The sequence below is a fragment of the Rhodanobacter sp. IGA1.0 genome (assembly GCF_040208325.1).
In the GTDB taxonomy this organism is placed as follows: domain Bacteria; phylum Pseudomonadota; class Gammaproteobacteria; order Xanthomonadales; family Rhodanobacteraceae; genus Rhodanobacter; species Rhodanobacter spathiphylli.
Map to the genome: position 1 here is coordinate 1,933,294 of NZ_CP157948.1, position 14,797 is coordinate 1,948,090.

General features: G+C 65.9%; 12 protein-coding genes. 5 read left to right on the forward strand and 7 right to left on the reverse strand.

The window, feature by feature from the left end; translation table 11 throughout:
* Positions 1–3 precede the first annotated feature (3 nt).
* The 3 genes from ABNK63_RS08690 to msrA all read left to right on the forward strand — a co-directional run bounded on the left by ABNK63_RS08690 (position 4) and on the right by msrA (position 3,501).
* On the forward strand, positions 4–2,268 hold the full coding sequence (locus ABNK63_RS08690; RefSeq protein WP_350015405.1) for a glycoside hydrolase family 3 C-terminal domain-containing protein: 2,265 nt from the start codon (positions 4–6) through the stop codon (positions 2,266–2,268).
* A gap of 277 nt (positions 2,269–2,545) precedes the next feature.
* On the forward strand, positions 2,546–2,995 hold the full coding sequence (gene msrB / locus ABNK63_RS08695; protein ID WP_007808894.1) for a peptide-methionine (R)-S-oxide reductase MsrB: 450 nt from the start codon (positions 2,546–2,548) through the stop codon (positions 2,993–2,995).
* Complete coding sequence (msrA, locus tag ABNK63_RS08700) at positions 2,992–3,501, forward strand: peptide-methionine (S)-S-oxide reductase MsrA (RefSeq protein WP_007808896.1); 510 nt, start codon at positions 2,992–2,994, stop codon at positions 3,499–3,501. Before msrB ends, msrA begins: the two co-directional genes overlap by 4 nt.
* 6 nt (positions 3,502–3,507) lie before the next feature.
* On the opposite strand, the gene zipA is transcribed toward msrA, so the two are convergent.
* From zipA to ABNK63_RS08720, 4 genes are all read right to left on the reverse strand, one after another.
* A complete protein-coding gene (gene zipA / locus ABNK63_RS08705; protein ID WP_350017200.1) occupies positions 3,508–4,497 on the reverse strand; it encodes a cell division protein ZipA in 990 nt (329 codons plus the stop codon).
* Positions 4,498–4,656: 159 nt separating this feature from the next.
* Complete coding sequence (smc, locus tag ABNK63_RS08710) at positions 4,657–8,166, reverse strand: chromosome segregation protein SMC (protein ID WP_350015406.1); 3,510 nt, start codon at positions 8,164–8,166, stop codon at positions 4,657–4,659.
* A gap of 135 nt (positions 8,167–8,301) precedes the next feature.
* Positions 8,302–8,547 (reverse strand): BolA family protein, encoded by a 246-nt coding sequence (locus ABNK63_RS08715; protein ID WP_193385076.1) that lies wholly within the window; start codon positions 8,545–8,547, stop codon positions 8,302–8,304.
* Positions 8,548–8,555: 8 nt separating this feature from the next.
* Positions 8,556–8,858, reverse strand: coding sequence for a YciI family protein (locus ABNK63_RS08720; protein WP_007808903.1), 303 nt, complete (start codon positions 8,856–8,858; stop codon positions 8,556–8,558).
* Positions 8,859–9,079: 221 nt separating this feature from the next.
* Here ABNK63_RS08720 and ABNK63_RS08725 point away from each other — a divergent pair, with 221 nt between their 5' ends.
* Positions 9,080–10,213 carry an acyltransferase gene (locus ABNK63_RS08725; RefSeq protein ID WP_350015407.1) on the forward strand — a complete coding sequence of 378 codons (1,134 nt, stop codon included), beginning with the start codon at positions 9,080–9,082 and terminating at the stop codon, positions 10,211–10,213.
* A gap of 62 nt (positions 10,214–10,275) precedes the next feature.
* Here the strand turns inward: ABNK63_RS08725 and lysS are convergent, their stop codons facing one another.
* The 3 genes from lysS to prfB all read right to left on the reverse strand — a co-directional run bounded on the left by lysS (position 10,276) and on the right by prfB (position 13,396).
* Positions 10,276–11,802 carry a lysine--tRNA ligase gene (gene lysS, locus ABNK63_RS08730; RefSeq protein ID WP_007808906.1) on the reverse strand — a complete coding sequence of 509 codons (1,527 nt, stop codon included), beginning with the start codon at positions 11,800–11,802 and terminating at the stop codon, positions 10,276–10,278.
* Between the two features lie 105 nt (positions 11,803–11,907).
* Positions 11,908–12,207: a hypothetical protein gene (locus tag ABNK63_RS08735; protein WP_350015408.1), complete on the reverse strand. Its 300-nt coding sequence runs from the start codon at positions 12,205–12,207 to the stop codon at positions 11,908–11,910.
* A 63-nt stretch (positions 12,208–12,270) separates the two neighbouring features.
* Positions 12,271–13,396 (reverse strand): peptide chain release factor 2 gene (gene prfB, locus ABNK63_RS08740; RefSeq protein WP_157582245.1). Its coding sequence is split into 2 segments (ribosomal slippage): positions 12,271–13,320 and positions 13,322–13,396, totalling 1,125 coding nucleotides; the frame shifts between segments, so codons are not numbered across the junction.
* A 99-nt stretch (positions 13,397–13,495) separates the two neighbouring features.
* On the opposite strand from prfB, the gene ABNK63_RS08745 reads away from it, so the two are divergent.
* Complete coding sequence (locus ABNK63_RS08745; RefSeq protein WP_350015409.1) at positions 13,496–14,794, forward strand: aspartyl protease family protein; 1,299 nt, start codon at positions 13,496–13,498, stop codon at positions 14,792–14,794.
* The last annotated feature ends 3 nt before the right edge of the window (positions 14,795–14,797 follow it).

The following is a 14,797-nucleotide window of genomic DNA, read 5'->3' on the forward strand; positions in this document are numbered from 1 at the left end:
GTCATGGCATTCCACAAGACCCGCATTGCTTCCTTGATCGGCATCGCCCTATGGGCCTTCGGCGGTGCATGCATCACCGCGAACGCGAGCAGCGACGCGCACCCGTGGATGAACCTCAGGCTGACGCCCGACCAGCGCGCCGACCTCGTGCTGAAGGCGATGACGCAGGACGAGAAGTTCCGCCTGATTCGCGTCGACTTCGGCGACACCGAGAACGGCCACGTGATGGCACCGGGCGCGCTGGGCTCGGCCGGTTACGGCCCGGCGATCGCGCGACTGGGTCTGCCGGCCATCCAGGAAAGCGATGCCGGTCTCGGCGTAGCCAAGCCGCACAAGCTCGGCGCCACCGCCCTGCCCTCGGGCCTCGCCACCGCGGCCAGTTTCGACCCTGCGATCGCCCGCGAAGGCGGCGCGATGATTGGCAGCGAGGCGCACCGCCGCGGCTTCAACGTGATGCTGGCCGGCGGCGTGGATCTGCTGCGCGACCCGCGCAACGGACGCAATTTCGAATACGCGGGCGAAGACCCGCTGTTGGCCGGCGTGATCGCCGGCAACGCCATCGCCGGCATCCAGAGCCAGCACCTCGTCTCCACCATCAAGCACTACGCGCTCAACGACCTGGAAACCGACCGCACCACGCTGAGCGCGAATATCGATCGCGGCGCCGCGCGCGAGTCCGACCTGCTCGCCTTCGAGATCGCCATCGCGACTGGCGACCCGGGCTCGGTGATGTGTTCCTACAACCGCGTCAACGCCGTCTATGCCTGCGAGGACGACTGGCTGCTCAACGACGTGCTGAAGCACGACTGGCACTACCCCGGCTTCGTGATGTCGGACTGGGGCGCGGTGCACAGCGCCGCGAAATCCGCGCTGGCCGGACTGGATCAGGAATCGGCCGGCGAAACCTTCGACAAGGAGGTGTACTTCGACCAGCCGCTGCGCGCCGCGGTCGCTTCCGGCCAGGTGCCGCAGTCGCGTATCGACGACATGGCGCGGCGCATCCTGCGCAGTCTGTTCGCGGCCGGCGTGATGGATCATCCAGCACGACAGGCGCCCATCGATTTCGCCGCGGACCGCAAGGTGGCGCAGCGCGCCGAGGAAGCCGGCGCGGTGCTGCTGCGCAACCAGGGCGCGCTGCTGCCGCTGTCCGCTGGGCAGTCCGTGGCGGTGATCGGCGGCCATGCCGACAAGGGTGTGCTGACCGGCGGCGGCTCCTCCGCGGTGCAGTCGCCGCAAGGCAACGCGGTGCCGGGCCTGACGCCCGCCGAGTGGCCGGGGCCGCGCATCTATCAGCCATCCGCACCACTCGCGGCGATCAGGCAACGCGCGCATGGCACGGTGAGCTACGCCAGCGGCGAGGACATCGCCGCCGCCGCGAAGCTGGCCGCGCAATCCAGGGTGGCCGTGGTGTTCGTCGAGCAGTGGGCGGCGGAAAGTTTCGACGCGTCGCACCTCACCCTGCCGGACAACCAGGATGCATTGGTCGAAGCCGTGGCCAAGGCCAACCCGCACACCATCGTGGTGCTGGAAAACAACGGTCCGGTGGCGATGCCGTGGCTGGACCAGGTCGGCGCCGTGCTGGAAGCGTGGTACCCCGGCGCGGCCGGCGGCGAGGCGATCGCGCGCCTGCTGTACGGCGAGGTCGATCCCTCCGGTCGCCTTCCGGTCACCTGGCCGCGCGACGAATCGCAGCTGCCGCGCCCGACTATCCCCGGCGCAGGCCTCGCCGCCATCGGCCTGCCACCGCAGGGCCAGCCCGCGCAGGACATCGACTACAACCTCGAAGGCGCTGACGTAGGCTACCGCTGGTACCAGCGCCAGCACCTCGAACCGCTGTTCCCGTTCGGCTACGGCCTGAGCTACACGCACTTCGAGTACAGCGACTTCAAGCCGCGGGTGGAAGGCGGCAAGCTCATCGCCTCGTTCACCGTCACCAATCGCGGTGCACGCGCGGGCGCCGATGTGCCACAGCTCTACGTGACTCCGCCCGGTTCGAACCATGCACGGCGACTGGCCGGCTGGTGCCGCGTCAGCCTGAAGCCCGGCCAGTCCGCGTTCCTCACGGTCGCCGCCGACCCGCGCCTGCTGGTGAGTTTCGACAGTCATGGCCAGCGCTGGCTGCGCCCGGCCGGCGCCTATCAATTGCAGCTTGGCCACTCGGCCATGTCGTTTCAGGGCGAAGGCAAGCTGACACTCACGGCAGTTTCCTGGGGTGCCGACGCATCGCCCCCAGGTGCAATTCGACCCTGCGTGACGGGCAAGCACTGAGCCGGCATGCCCTAGCGGGATGTCAAGCGGAAACTTCGCATGTCGTCCACAGACGATCAACCGGCTCGGCCTGCACGCTCCGGCGGGCCGGCCCGGTCGGGAATGCGACATGCGCAAAGGTGGCTGGGCTGCGAACAGGCACGGCGGTACCGCGAGGCGTTCGCGCGCAAGAGCCTCCGAAGCACCCTCCTTCCCGGACATTTTTGCCGCCCGTCCTTGATATGTGCGCTGGAACTGCCATTTCTGTCTGCATCGCGACCACGACAGGAGGCACCGCATGTCCCGTTACACCCGAACTCCCGAAGCCTTGTCGCAACTGAGCCCCGAGCAGTACCGGGTCACCCAGGAAAGTGGCACCGAGCGCCCCGGCACCGGCGAATACCTGCACAACAAGGAGCCCGGCATCTACGTGGATGTCGTTTCGGGCGAACCGCTGTTTGCTTCGTCGGACAAGTTCGAGTCGGGTTGCGGCTGGCCGAGCTTCACCAGGCCGATCGAGCCGGCCCACGTGAACGAGCTGCGTGACAGCAGCCACGGGATGATCCGCACCGAGGTACGCTCGACCCATGGCGACAGCCATCTCGGCCACGTCTTTCCGGACGGACCGAAGGATCGTGGCGGCCTGCGCTATTGCATCAATTCCGCTTCGCTGCGTTTTGTCCCTCGTGGAGAGATGGAAGCGCAGGGTTACGGCGCGTACCTGGATCAGGTGGAGGATGTGCGATGACGACCGAGCGCGCGGTGCTTGCCGGAGGCTGCTTCTGGGGCATGCAGGAGCTGATTCGCCAGCAGGATGGCGTGATCTCCACCCGGGTCGGCTACAGCGGCGGCGACGTGCCCAATGCGACCTACCGCAATCACGGCAGCCACGCCGAGGCCATCGAGATCGTGTTCGATCCGTCGCGAATCAGCTATCGCAGCCTGCTGGAATTCTTCTTCCAGATTCACGACCCGTCAACGCCCAACCGCCAGGGCAATGACCGTGGCACGTCCTATCGTTCGGCGATCTTCTACACCTCGGACGCGCAGAAGGAGGTCGCCGAAGACACCATTGCGGACGTCGATGCCTCCGGCCTGTGGCCGGGCAAGGTGGTGACCGAAGTGGCGCCGGCGGGTGACTTCTGGGAGGCCGAACCGGAGCACCAGGATTACCTGGAACGTTACCCGCAGGGCTATACCTGCCACTTCATCCGCCCCGACTGGAGACTGCCGAGGCGTGACGCGCAGGCCTGAAACGCCTCAGCGGCCGAAGATGATTTCCTTGCCTTCGTGGTCGCGGTCCCAGCCGCGCAGCTGGTCGCGGATGTGCGCGATGCCCTGACGCCCGAGCGCGTTGCGCTCCTCGTCGAGCACGTGGCCGTCCAGCAACTCAGCCAGCCGCTGCGCGGTGGGCAGCATGGCGTCCCATGCGTCCAGCGCCGGCAGCGGCGCCGGCAGGGTCATGAAAAAGCTGACGCCCGGTGTGCGCAGGTCTTCCAGCCGGGCCAGGTCGAAGTTGCCCGGCTTGAGCATGTTGGCGACGCTGAACAGCGGTCCCAGCTCGCGTTTGCCGTCGACCAGGCGGTGATAGATGCCCATGTCGCCGAATTCCAGGCCGGCCTTTTCGGCGGCCACCACGAGATCCGGGCCGTGGAAACGCTCGCCTTCGCGGGCCACCACGAACAGCGTGATGATGCGTTCCACCGGCAACTGCGGCGGCCGCCGCCCCAGATCGGAACGCTGGGGAGCCGCCTGGACCGGCGCCGGTGTCGACGGAGTTTCCACGACCGGCGCTTCCGCCGGCAGGCCAGTGTTCTGTACCACCGGATCGCTGGAGCTGGGGGCACGCAAGGCATCGATGATCGAGGCCACGTGATCCGCCAGCTTCGGTGGCTGCCTGGTCCTGGCGGTCTTCGGCGCAGCTGCCGTGCCGGGTTCCCTGCTCCGTTCGCCCGACAGGGTGGCGCCCAGGCGCTCCAGTTCCTCGCGCAAGCCCACCTCCAGCTCGCCTTGCTGCGGCCTGGCATCGCCGCGGAAGACATCGTCAGCGACCGGCTCGATATCCGATTCGCCGAAGGTCGGTTCGCGTCGTTCGCCGGCATGGGGGCCGGGCACGACGCGGCGTTTGCCCTGTTCCTTCCTGGGCTGGCCGAACAGCCACAGCAGTGCCAGCACGATGAGGCCGACGATCAGCATCGGAATGCCGACGGCGGGATTCCAGGCAAGGGCAAGCACGGGTTGCAACGTCATCATGGGTTCCTCAGGGTCTGTGAAGAAAACCACTTCCTGTGGTTTTCTTCTATCGCGAATCCAGTACACGCCCGGACTCGCTCACATGAAACAGTCACTAGCGTGACTGCTTCATGCCCGGCCATCCTGGCCGGCCTGAGAGGTTGAAAACTCAACCTCTCAGGCAGCGCCTGCCAGTTTAGCCGCTTCGGCCAGATCCACCTGCACCAGTCGCGAAACACCGGGCTCGCGCATGGTCACGCCGCACAGTTGGGTGGCCGCTTCCATGGTCGCCTTGTTGTGGCTGATGAAGATGAACTGCACCTGCTCGCTCATCTCGCGCACCAGGCTGGAGAAGCGGCCCACGTTGGCCTCGTCCAGCGGTGCGTCGACCTCGTCGAGCAGGCAGAACGGTGCCGGGTTGAGACCGAAGATCGCGAACACCAGCGACACCGCGGTCAGCGCCTTTTCGCCGCCGGACAGCAGCGAGATGTTGGATGGGCGCTTGCCCGGCGGGCGCGCCATGATCGTCACGCCGGTGTTGAGCAGATCATCGCCGGTGAGCTCCAGGTAGGCATGGCCGCCACCGAACAGTCGCGGGAACAGCTCCTGCACGCCGGCGTTGACCTTGTCGAAGGTTTCCTTGAAACGCTGACGCGTTTCGCGATCGATCTTCTTGATCGCGCCTTCCAGCGTTTCCATCGCATCGGCCAGGTCGGTGAGCTGGTTGTCCAGGTAGGTCTTGCGCTCGCTCTGCTCGGCGTGTTCCTGGATGGCGGCGAGGTTCACCGGTTCAAGCCGGGCGATCTTCTGGCCGAGGTCACTCAGCTGCGAACGCCACTGATCCGCATCGATGTCGGGCGCGAGTTCGGCCAGCAGCGTCTCCAGTTGCAGACCTGACGCGGCAATCGCCTCGGCCAGCTGGTCGGCGCGCAGCTGCAAGGCCTGCGCCGCAAGCCGCTTCTGCGACAGCCCTTCGCGCAGCGTGGCCAGGCCCTGCTCCGCCAGGTGGCGCTGCTGCTCCAGCTTGCGGAACTCGATGTCGCAGTCCTCCAGCGCGCGGCGCGCCTCGACCAGCTGCTTGTCGACCAGCAGGCGCTGATCCAGATATGCCTGCCGCTCCGATTCGAGTTCGGCGATCGGATCGGAACCCGCGGCGAGCTGTTCGGTGATTTCGTCGCGGCGCATCTCGATCTGGCGCAGTTGCGTGTCCATGCGGGCCAGCGTCTGTTCCAGCGAGCTCAGCGAGGAGCGCTTCGACTCCAGCGCGAGTGCCAGCGAGTGCGACTGCTCGGCGGCCTCGCGCGCGTTCATGCGCGCTTCCTCACGCGCTTCGAGCAGGCCGCGTCGCTCGTTCTCCAGCTCGCGGCGCTGGTCCTCGAGGTCGCCCATCAGACCGACCGACTCGTCCAGTCGGGCGCGTGCCTCGCGGGTCTGGCCCTGCAATTCGTCGATCTGCCGATTCAGGTCCGCCAGTTCGCCCTTGACCTTCTCGGCGCGGGCGCGGGCGGTTTCCAGCTTGCCGCGGTGGCTCTGCAACTGGCCGGCCAGTTCGGACTGCCGGCGATGCGCGTTGTACAGCTCGCGCTGGGCATCGTCACGCGCGCGTTCGGTCTCGAATTTGCTGGTGCGCAGCGTATCGAGCCGCTCGCTGGCTTCTTCCAGCTGCGCTTCCAGCGTGGCGATCTGCTCGGCCAGCGTGCGCAGCTCGCGCTCGCGCGCCAGCACGCCGACCTGGCTGCCCTGCGCCCGGCGCACGCGCGCCCAGCCCGGCCCCAGCCATTCGCCCGCCGGCGTGATCACCGACTGGTACGGCGCCAGCGAGGACAGCGAGACGACCCGTTGATGCGCTTCGTCCAGCGATGCCGCGGTGAGCACGTGACCAAGGATCGCCATCGCCGCCGCCGGTCCCCGCACGTGCGCCGCGAGGGTGCCGGCGGTGTTGACGCCACCTTCGCTGGCGTCGAGCAAGGCCATGTCGGCGTTCTCGATCGAGGAAAATTCGCTGGCCAGCGTGTGAGCCTGGTCAACCAGCACGCTGTCCAGAAAGCCGCTCAACGCCGTTTCCACCGCGGTTTCCCAACCGGCTTCCACCTGCAGCGATTCGCCCAGGCGACGCGAGTGGTCCAGGCCCAGCTTCGCCAGCCATCCACTGGCCGCGCCTTCGTCCTGTCCCAGCGCGGCGTGCTGCAAGGCCTCCAGCGACGCGTGCCGGCCGCGGGCGGCCTGCAACTGCTGGCGCGCTTCGTTGAGGGTCGACTGCACCTGGCGTTCGTCCTCCAGCACCTTTTCGTGGCCGGACTTGTGCTGGTCGAGCAGGCTGCCGAGCGTCTCCACGCGTTCGCGCTGGGTCTCGTGCTCATGGGTCAACTGCTCGCCGGCGGCGTCCAGCGCCTCCACGTCGGTGGCCTTCTGCTCGGTTTCCAGCACTTCGCGACGGCGCGCCAGGTCGACCGCTTGGCGATCCAGGTAGCTGAGCCTGGTTCGTTCCACTTCCGCTGCGCGGTTCGACTCACCCGCGTTGCGCGTGTGGCTGTCCCAGCGCTGTTGCCAGTCGGCCAGCCTGGCTTCGGTGTTGCGCTGGGCCTCGCCGGTGTCGTCCTGCAGCTGCTGCAGCGCTTCGAGTTTCGGTTCGCCTTCGGCCAGCGCCAGCCGCAGCGCCTCGACCTGTTCGCGATCGGTGGCGATGTGTGCGGCCAGTTCGGCATGTTCGCGCTCGGCGTCGCCATGGGCGCGCTGCAGGCGTTCGGCGGTTTCCTTGTTGTAGCGCACCTGCTGTTCGACCCGGGCAATCTCGGCGCCGACCTTGTAGACGTCGGCCTGCACCGCATTCAGATGCTCGCTGGCGTCGGTGTGGCGTTCGCGCACGCTTTCCAGCTGGGCCTCGATCTGGCGCTGGCCGGCGAGCTGCTTTTCGATCTCGATCTCGGCGGCGGACAGCCCCTGCCCTTCGCCGTCGTGCTGGCTTTTCAGCGCGCGATATTCCAGTGCGCGCAGCTCGGCTTCCTTGCGCGTCTGCTCTTCCTTCAGCGCCTTCCAGCGCTCGGCGGCACGGGCCTGGCGGTTGAGGTGCTCGAGCTGCTTGTCCACCTCGTCGCGCACGTCGCGCACGCGGTCGAGGTTCTCGCGGGTGGCCTTGATCCGGCTTTCGGTTTCCTTGCGGCGCTCCTTGTACTTGGAGATGCCGGCGGCCTCTTCCAGGTGCGTGCGCAGTTCTTCCGGATGCGCCTCGATGATCTGGCTGATCATGCCCTGCTCGATGATCGAGTAGCTGCGCGGGCCCAGGCCGGTGCCAAGGAACAGGTCGGTGATGTCGCGGCGGCGGCAACGCGCGCCGTTGAGGTAGTACGAGGACTGGCCGTCGCGGGTGACCTGGCGCTTCACCGAGATCTCGGCGTACTGGCCGTACTCGCCCTGCACCGAGCCGTCGGCGTTGTCGAAGATCAGCTCGACCGTGGCCTGCCCCACCGGCTTGCGCGTGTTGGAGCCGGAGAAGATCACGTCGGTCAGCGAGTCGCCGCGCAGGCGGCTGGCCGCGCTCTCGCCCATCACCCAGCGGATCGCGTCGATGATGTTCGATTTGCCGCAACCGTTGGGGCCAACCACGCCGATCATGTTGCTGGGCAGGTGCAGGGTGGTCGGGTCCACGAAGGACTTGAAACCGGCGAGTTTGATGGTGCTCAGGCGCATGCGGTCTTCAACGGGTCAGCGGTAAGGCCCGTGCAGCCGGGCGACAGGACACTGTGCCAAACGCAGGGCGACGCTGCAATGCGTTCCTGCATGAAGCATCAGTTGAACAATTCACTGTAACTGACTGTTCCTGAATTATTTGTTCTTTGCATCAATCGACAGGGCATGGATGCCGTTGTCCATCAGGCCGTCCAGCGCCGCATAAACCATGCGATGCCGCCGAATCGGCAGCAGCCCGGCGAAGGCGGGACTGACGATGCGCACATGGAAGTGACCCTTGCCCTCGCCCGCGTGGCCGGCATGAAGGTGGCCTTCGTCGACGACTTCCAGCTCGGTCGGCGCCAGCGCCACGGTCAGGCGCTGGCGGATCTGCTCGAGCATCGCTTCGCTCACGCCGGCAACGCCTTGCGGAACGGCTTGATCTGCACGTCGGCGTAGACGCCGGCCGCCACGTACGGGTCGGCATCGGCCCAGGCGCGGGCCTCGGCCATCGAGGGGAACTGGGCCAGGATCATGCTGCCGGTGAAGCCGGCCGGGCCCGGATCTTCGGACTCGATCGCCGGGAACGCACCGGCCACGAACAGGCGACCGGCTTCCTGCAGTTCGAGCAGGCGCGCCATGTGTGCCGGTCGCGCAAGCTGACGCCTGGCCAGGGTATCGGGGTGGTCTTTGGCGATGATGGCGTACCACATGGGAGGGCTCGTGGAATCAGAAGAATTGCCCTATTTTAATCGAAACCAGCGCCTTCACCGAACCGACATCTGCATCGTCTGGGTGACGGCCATCAGCGGGAGAATCGAACGATGACACAGACAAGGAAAATTCCCGCGTCGAGCCATCCGTATCGAAAATGCGGACATGATGGGATTCCGGGGCCGTTCGCCGGTTCGACGGCCTTTGCCGGGACATCGGCTTGAACGCGACCGGCCAGCCTGGCGAACGGCTGGACGAATGCGAGTCGTTGCGTGGCATCGCCATTGTGCTGGTGTTCTTCTACCACTTCCTCGGCTCCTTGCGCGGCTACATGCCGAACCCCCAGGCCAGCTATGCCTCGGCACTGTTTTTCGGGGGAAGCATCGGGGTGGATCTGTTTTTTGTCTTGAGTGGCTTCCTGCTGTCGCTGCCCTACATTCGTGGCAGCCCGATGGTGCTCAGGCAGTTCTTCGGCAATCGTGCGTTGCGCATTCTCCCCATGTATTACCTCATGGTGCTGGCAGGCGCCGCCTGGAAGGGAGATTGGCGCGCCGCGATGCACGCAGCCCTGTTCCAGAACATCAGCCTGGATACCCTGCTGCCGTTCGGACTGGTCTGGTGGAGTCTTGCGATCGAAGTCCAGTTCTATCTCGCGCTGCCGCTCGCGGTCTGGCTGGCTCGACGGAAACAGGGGAGGTACCTGCTCGCAACCGTGTTGCTCGGCCTTTGCTTCTGCTACTGGAAACTCGCGACGCCTGCAGCGTCAGAATTCTGGGCTGCCCTGCGCAGCACCCTGCTGGGCCGTTGGCCGCAATTTGCCATCGGCATCGCGGCCGCCTGGACACATCACCACTACGGTCCCGTCTTGCGAAGCCTGAGCGTGCGGCAGCGTCGATGGCTGGGCACGTCTGTCGCGCTTGCCGCCATCGCCATGATCGATGTTCTGGCGACTCACAGCCTGCGCCAGTTCGGCATGTTGCAGTTCGGGTACTGGTATGCGAACTACCTGTACGTGTCGATTCTGTGGGCCGTGTTCATGGTGGCCCTGACCGATCTGCTTCCCCTATTCCGCAAGGTCGTGGTCAACCCCGTGCTGCACCGGATCGGCCTGTGGTCGTACTCCATCTACCTCGTGCACGCCGTATGCATCGTCTTCGCAGTCGTAAGGCTGGACATCCGGCCGTCCGACGAGCTGCTGACCCACCACTTTTCCAACCTGATGCTGTTCATCTACATGGCCGGCGCTACGTTGCTCGTCTCCGCGACGACCTATCAACTGATCGAAAGGCCATTTTTGCGGCTGAAGCACAGCCGCTTCCTGTTGATCGGAAAGGTTCGCGAAGACGTCATGTAATCCGACGCACGCACAGCCACGAAACCATCCGACACCACCGCGCCGACGGTGCCAGTTCGGCCTCAACCTGCTTGAACTTCGGGACGCATGTAGGGGAACAGCAGCACGTCGCGGATCGAGGACGAACCGGTCAGCAGCATCACCAGCCGGTCGATGCCGATGCCGAGGCCGCCGGTGGGCGGCAGGCCCACTTCGAGCGCGCGGATGTAGTCGGCGTCGAAGTGCATCGCCTCATCGTCGCCAGCGTCCTTGGCGTCGACCTGGGCCTGGAAGCGCGCGGCCTGGTCTTCCGGGTCGTTCAACTCGGAAAAGCCATTCGCGATTTCCTTGCCGTTGATGAACAGCTCGAAGCGGTCGGTGATGCCCTTGTCGGTGTCGCTTTCGCGCGCCAGCGGCGACACCTCGACCGGGTGGTCGGTGATGAAAGTGGGCTGGATCAGGGTGTGTTCGACGGTGTGCTCGAAGATCTCCAGCAGCAGCTTGCCCCAGCCGTAACCGGGCTTGACCTGTGCACCCAGGCGCTTCGCATGCGTCGCCATCGCCTCGCGATCGCGCAGCTCTTCGCGCCTGATCTCCGGGTTGTGTTCCAGCACCGCGTCTTCCATGCGCCAGCGGCGGAACGCCGGGCCGACATCGATTTCAGCGCCATCCCAGGTCAGCTGCGTGGTGCCCAGCACGGCCTGGGCGGTGTCGCGGATCACGCTCTCGGTGAGATCCATGATCTCGTGATAGGTGGCGTAGGCCTGGTACAGCTCCAGCATGGTGAATTCGGGGTTATGCCGGGTCGACACGCCCTCGTTGCGGAAGTTGCGGTTGATCTCGTAGACGCGGTCGAAGCCGCCGACGACCAGACGCTTCAGGTACAGCTCGGGCGCCACGCGCAGGTACAGCTCCAGATCCAGCGCGTTGTGATGCGTGGTGAACGGCTTGGCCGTGGCGCCGCCGGGGATCATGTGCATCATCGGCGTCTCCACTTCCATGAAGCGGCGCGTGGGCGCCTCCAGCCACTGGCGCATGTAGCCGATGATCCGCGAGCGCAGCATGAAGGTGCGCCGGGCCTCCTCGGTGACGATCAGGTCGACGTAGCGCTGGCGGTAGCGCTGTTCCACGTCGGCCATGCCGTGGTGCTTGTCCGGCAGCGGGCGCAGGCTCTTGGTCAACAGGCGCAGCTGGTCCACCCGCACCGAAAGCTCGCCGGTCCTGGTGCGCATCAGCACGCCTTCGGCGCCCACGATGTCACCCATGTCCCAGCTCTTGAACGCCTCGTAGGTGTCGCCCAGAGTGCCCTGGTGGATGAACAGCTGGATGCGCCCGCTGAAATCCTGCAACTGCACGAAACTGACCTTGCCCTGCACGCGCTTGAGCACGATGCGCCCGGCCATCTTCACCCGGCGTGCGGCGGCCTCGACCGCTTCGGCCGTGTGCACGTCCCTGTCGGCGAACTCGGCCTGCAGGTCGCCGGCGAAGCTGTCGACCTTGAAGTCGTTCGGAAACGCGATGCCCTGCTCGCGCAGCGCGTGCAACTTCTCGCGGCGCTCGGCAATCAGCCGGTTCTCGTCGATGATCGGGGTGTCGGTCGTTTCGCTCATGGGGAACTCTGTTGCTCCAGGTGTCCGCAACGAGGGGCGCACACCAGATGGTCTGGGGTTGGGTGCAAGATGGCGCGTCGAGGTTTCCCTCGGGAGCCTGGCTCGTCAATCGTTTTTGCCGAATACTTCCTTGGCCGCATGCCTGGTTGCATCCCAGCCTTCGCGCGCGCCGTGGCCGATGGCGATTCCCGCCTTCTTCGCACCATGGCCGATGCCGACACCGGCGTCCTTCGCACCATGCCCGATCTTCTTGGCGACGTGTTTGGTCGCATGACCGACATCGCGGGCGCCATCGGCGACGCCGTGGCCGACGGCTTTGGCGTCCTGCTTGATGCCCTGGCCGGCGCCGCCTTGCTGCGATTGCGCGGCCGCGCCGAACGCAGCCAGTGCGGCACAGGCGATCACGATGCTGCAGATCCTCTTGCTGTTCATGCGGCTACCTCGTCAGTAAGCGGAAGGCGTCAGGTCTCACGCATCGATGCGCTTGGAGCCGGCTTCGAGACCGGACTTCAGGCTGGCCTCGATGAACTCGTCGAGGTCGCCGTCCAGCACCTTCTGCGTATCGGTGCGCTCGATGCCGGTGCGCAGGTCCTTGATGCGGCTCTGGTCAAGTACGTAGTTGCGGATCTGGCTGCCCCAGCCGATGTCGGACTTGGTCGCCTCCAGCGCGTCCTTCTCGGCATTGCGCTTCTGGATCTCCAGCTCATAGAGCTTTGCGGCCAGCATCTTCATCGCGGTGTCGCGGTTCTGGTGCTGGCTGCGGCCGGTCTGGCAGGCCACCACGGTATTGGTCGGAATGTGGGTGATGCGCACCGCCGACTCGGTCTTGTTGACGTGCTGGCCACCGGCGCCCGATGAACGGTACACGTCGGTCTTGAGGTCGGCCGGGTTGATGTCGATCTCGATGTCGTCGTCCACTTCCGGCGACACGAACACCGAGGTGAAACTGGTGTGCCGGCGATTGTCGGAGTCGAACGGGCTCTTGCGCACGAGCCGGTGCACGCCGATCTCGGTCTTCAGCCAGCCGTAGGCGTAGTCACCTTCCACCCGGAACGTGGCGGACTTGATCCCGGCCACGTCGCCGCCGCTGACTTCCATCAGCTCGGTCTTCCAGCCGCGGTTCTCGCACCAGCGCAGGTACATGCGCAGCAGCATCTCGGCCCAGTCCTGCGCCTCGGTGCCGCCGGCGCCTGCCTGGATGTCGACGAAGGCATTGGTCGAGTCCATCTTGCCCGAGAACATGCGCTGGAATTCCAGCTTGTTGACCTCGGCGTCGACCTTGGCCAGGTCGTCGATCACCGACTGCGCGGTGTCGTCGTCGCTGTCGGCGATGGCCATCTCCAGCAGCTCGCCGGCATCGGTGAGGCTGGCCGTCATGCGGTCGATGCCGTTGACGATGGTATCCAGCCGGGCGCGCTCGCGGCCCAGTTCCTGCGCACGCGCCGGGTCGTCCCAGACGGTGGGACTTTCCAGTTCGCGGGTTACTTCTTCCAGGCGTTCGCTCTTGGTGGCGTAGTCAAAGATACCCCCGAAGCGACTCGACACGGTCGCGAAGGTCGGCAATCTGGGCCTGGATGGGATTGGTCTCGATCATGGTCGGAAATCGCAGGAAAACAGCCCCCGATATTAGCAGAGCGTGCGCCGTTGCACGCGGTTGCTGGCTACACTTGAAGGCTCCCCGACATGAAGGAAGATGGGCAATGAAGAAATGGACTTTTCTATCCGCGGTCGCCTGCGGCCTGGCCGGCCTCGGCTGCCTGCCGGCCACGCACGCATCGGGCCCGGGAACGCCCTCTTCCCCATCGGGTTCGGATGCTGCCACGCTGGCCATCGTGGAAAAGGCGCTGAACCAGGCCGACGTGCCGGCCCTGGCCCGCATGTACCAGGCCTCGAACGATCCCGTCAGTCGCGTCCTTGCCGCCATGACCCTGGAACGCATCACTTCAATCTGGAAAAGTCCAGCGAGGATGCACGTGTCTGCGAACGCAGCCTGATCGACAGCAAACCCGAGGTCGCCTTCTTCTGCGCGAAATTTGCCAACGGCAACCTGCGGCTGTCCCAAGGCTCGGCCAAGGCCGATGCGGCCGAGCTGGACATCATCCGCCGGTTCCAGGACAAGGTGGCTCCGGCCAGGCTCGAGCAGATGCGGAGCTACCTGGCCAGCCAGGCCGGCACGCCACAACTTGAGCTGGTCATGCCGTCGCACAGCTTCAGCATTCCGCTTCATCGCAGCCTGGCGCAAGCCAACCTGCCGGCCGTGGAAGTGGAAAGCGGCGGCAAGAAGACATGGCTGCTGGTCGACACGGGCAGTTCGGCGCTGACACTGGACGAAGACAGCGCACGCAAGCTCGGCGTCGCCATGGTTGATCGCACCGGCAAGGTCGGCGGGTTTCTGTCGCACGACATCCCCGTCCGCTACGGCACCCTGGCCAGGCTCCGCATCGGCGAGCTCACCCTGCTGAACGTTCCGGTGACCGTAGTGCCGGCGGATCATCGGCTGCTCGGCATGGACATCCTGCGGCGACTGGGCGCGTTTCGCCTCACCGAGAGCTCGCTGGTGGTTGGCGACAGCAGCGATGGCGACGGCGCCTGCAGGGAGCCGATGCTGGTATCCAGCGATGTCTGGGGCAACCAGTTGCGCGTGGTCACCGCCCTGTCGATCGACGGTCAATTGCGCACGGCACTGATCGACAGCGGCACCAGCCACTACCTCGCCGCCGACCAGCATGCCCTCGACGAGCTGCACAGCAGCCCGGGGCGGCGGCTCAGGGTCCGCGACATGGGCGCGCACCAACACGCCGCGCGCATCAGCCGGGCCACCGCCGATATCGACATCTCCGGGCAGCCATTCACCGTCACCTTCAATGTATTCAAGCAGGCCAGCCTGCCATGGCATTACCTCCTCGGCGGCGGCGCCCTGCGCTACATGGACTTCCTTTTCGACTTCAACAACCGGCATACCTGCCTGCTGATCCATCCCGACCGGCATTGACCG

Excerpts from the sequence above, each read along its gene's own strand:
- ABNK63_RS08745 (WP_350015409.1), top strand. The coding sequence starts at position 13,496 with ATGGGCAATGAAGAAATGGACTTTTCTATCCGCGGTCGCCTGCGGCCT.
- msrA (WP_007808896.1), top strand. The coding sequence starts at position 2,992 with ATGACGACCGAGCGCGCGGTGCTTGCCGGAGGCTGCTTCTGGGGCATG.
- ABNK63_RS08720 (WP_007808903.1), bottom strand. The coding sequence starts at position 8,858 with ATGTGGTACGCCATCATCGCCAAAGACCACCCCGATACCCTGGCCAGG.
- ABNK63_RS08715 (WP_193385076.1), bottom strand. The coding sequence starts at position 8,547 with ATGCTCGAGCAGATCCGCCAGCGCCTGACCGTGGCGCTGGCGCCGACC.
- ABNK63_RS08690 (WP_350015405.1), top strand. The coding sequence starts at position 4 with ATGGCATTCCACAAGACCCGCATTGCTTCCTTGATCGGCATCGCCCTA.
- zipA (WP_350017200.1), bottom strand. The coding sequence starts at position 4,497 with ATGACGTTGCAACCCGTGCTTGCCCTTGCCTGGAATCCCGCCGTCGGC.
- smc (WP_350015406.1), bottom strand. The coding sequence starts at position 8,166 with ATGCGCCTGAGCACCATCAAACTCGCCGGTTTCAAGTCCTTCGTGGAC.
- lysS (WP_007808906.1), bottom strand. The coding sequence starts at position 11,802 with ATGAGCGAAACGACCGACACCCCGATCATCGACGAGAACCGGCTGATT.
- msrB (WP_007808894.1), top strand. The coding sequence starts at position 2,546 with ATGTCCCGTTACACCCGAACTCCCGAAGCCTTGTCGCAACTGAGCCCC.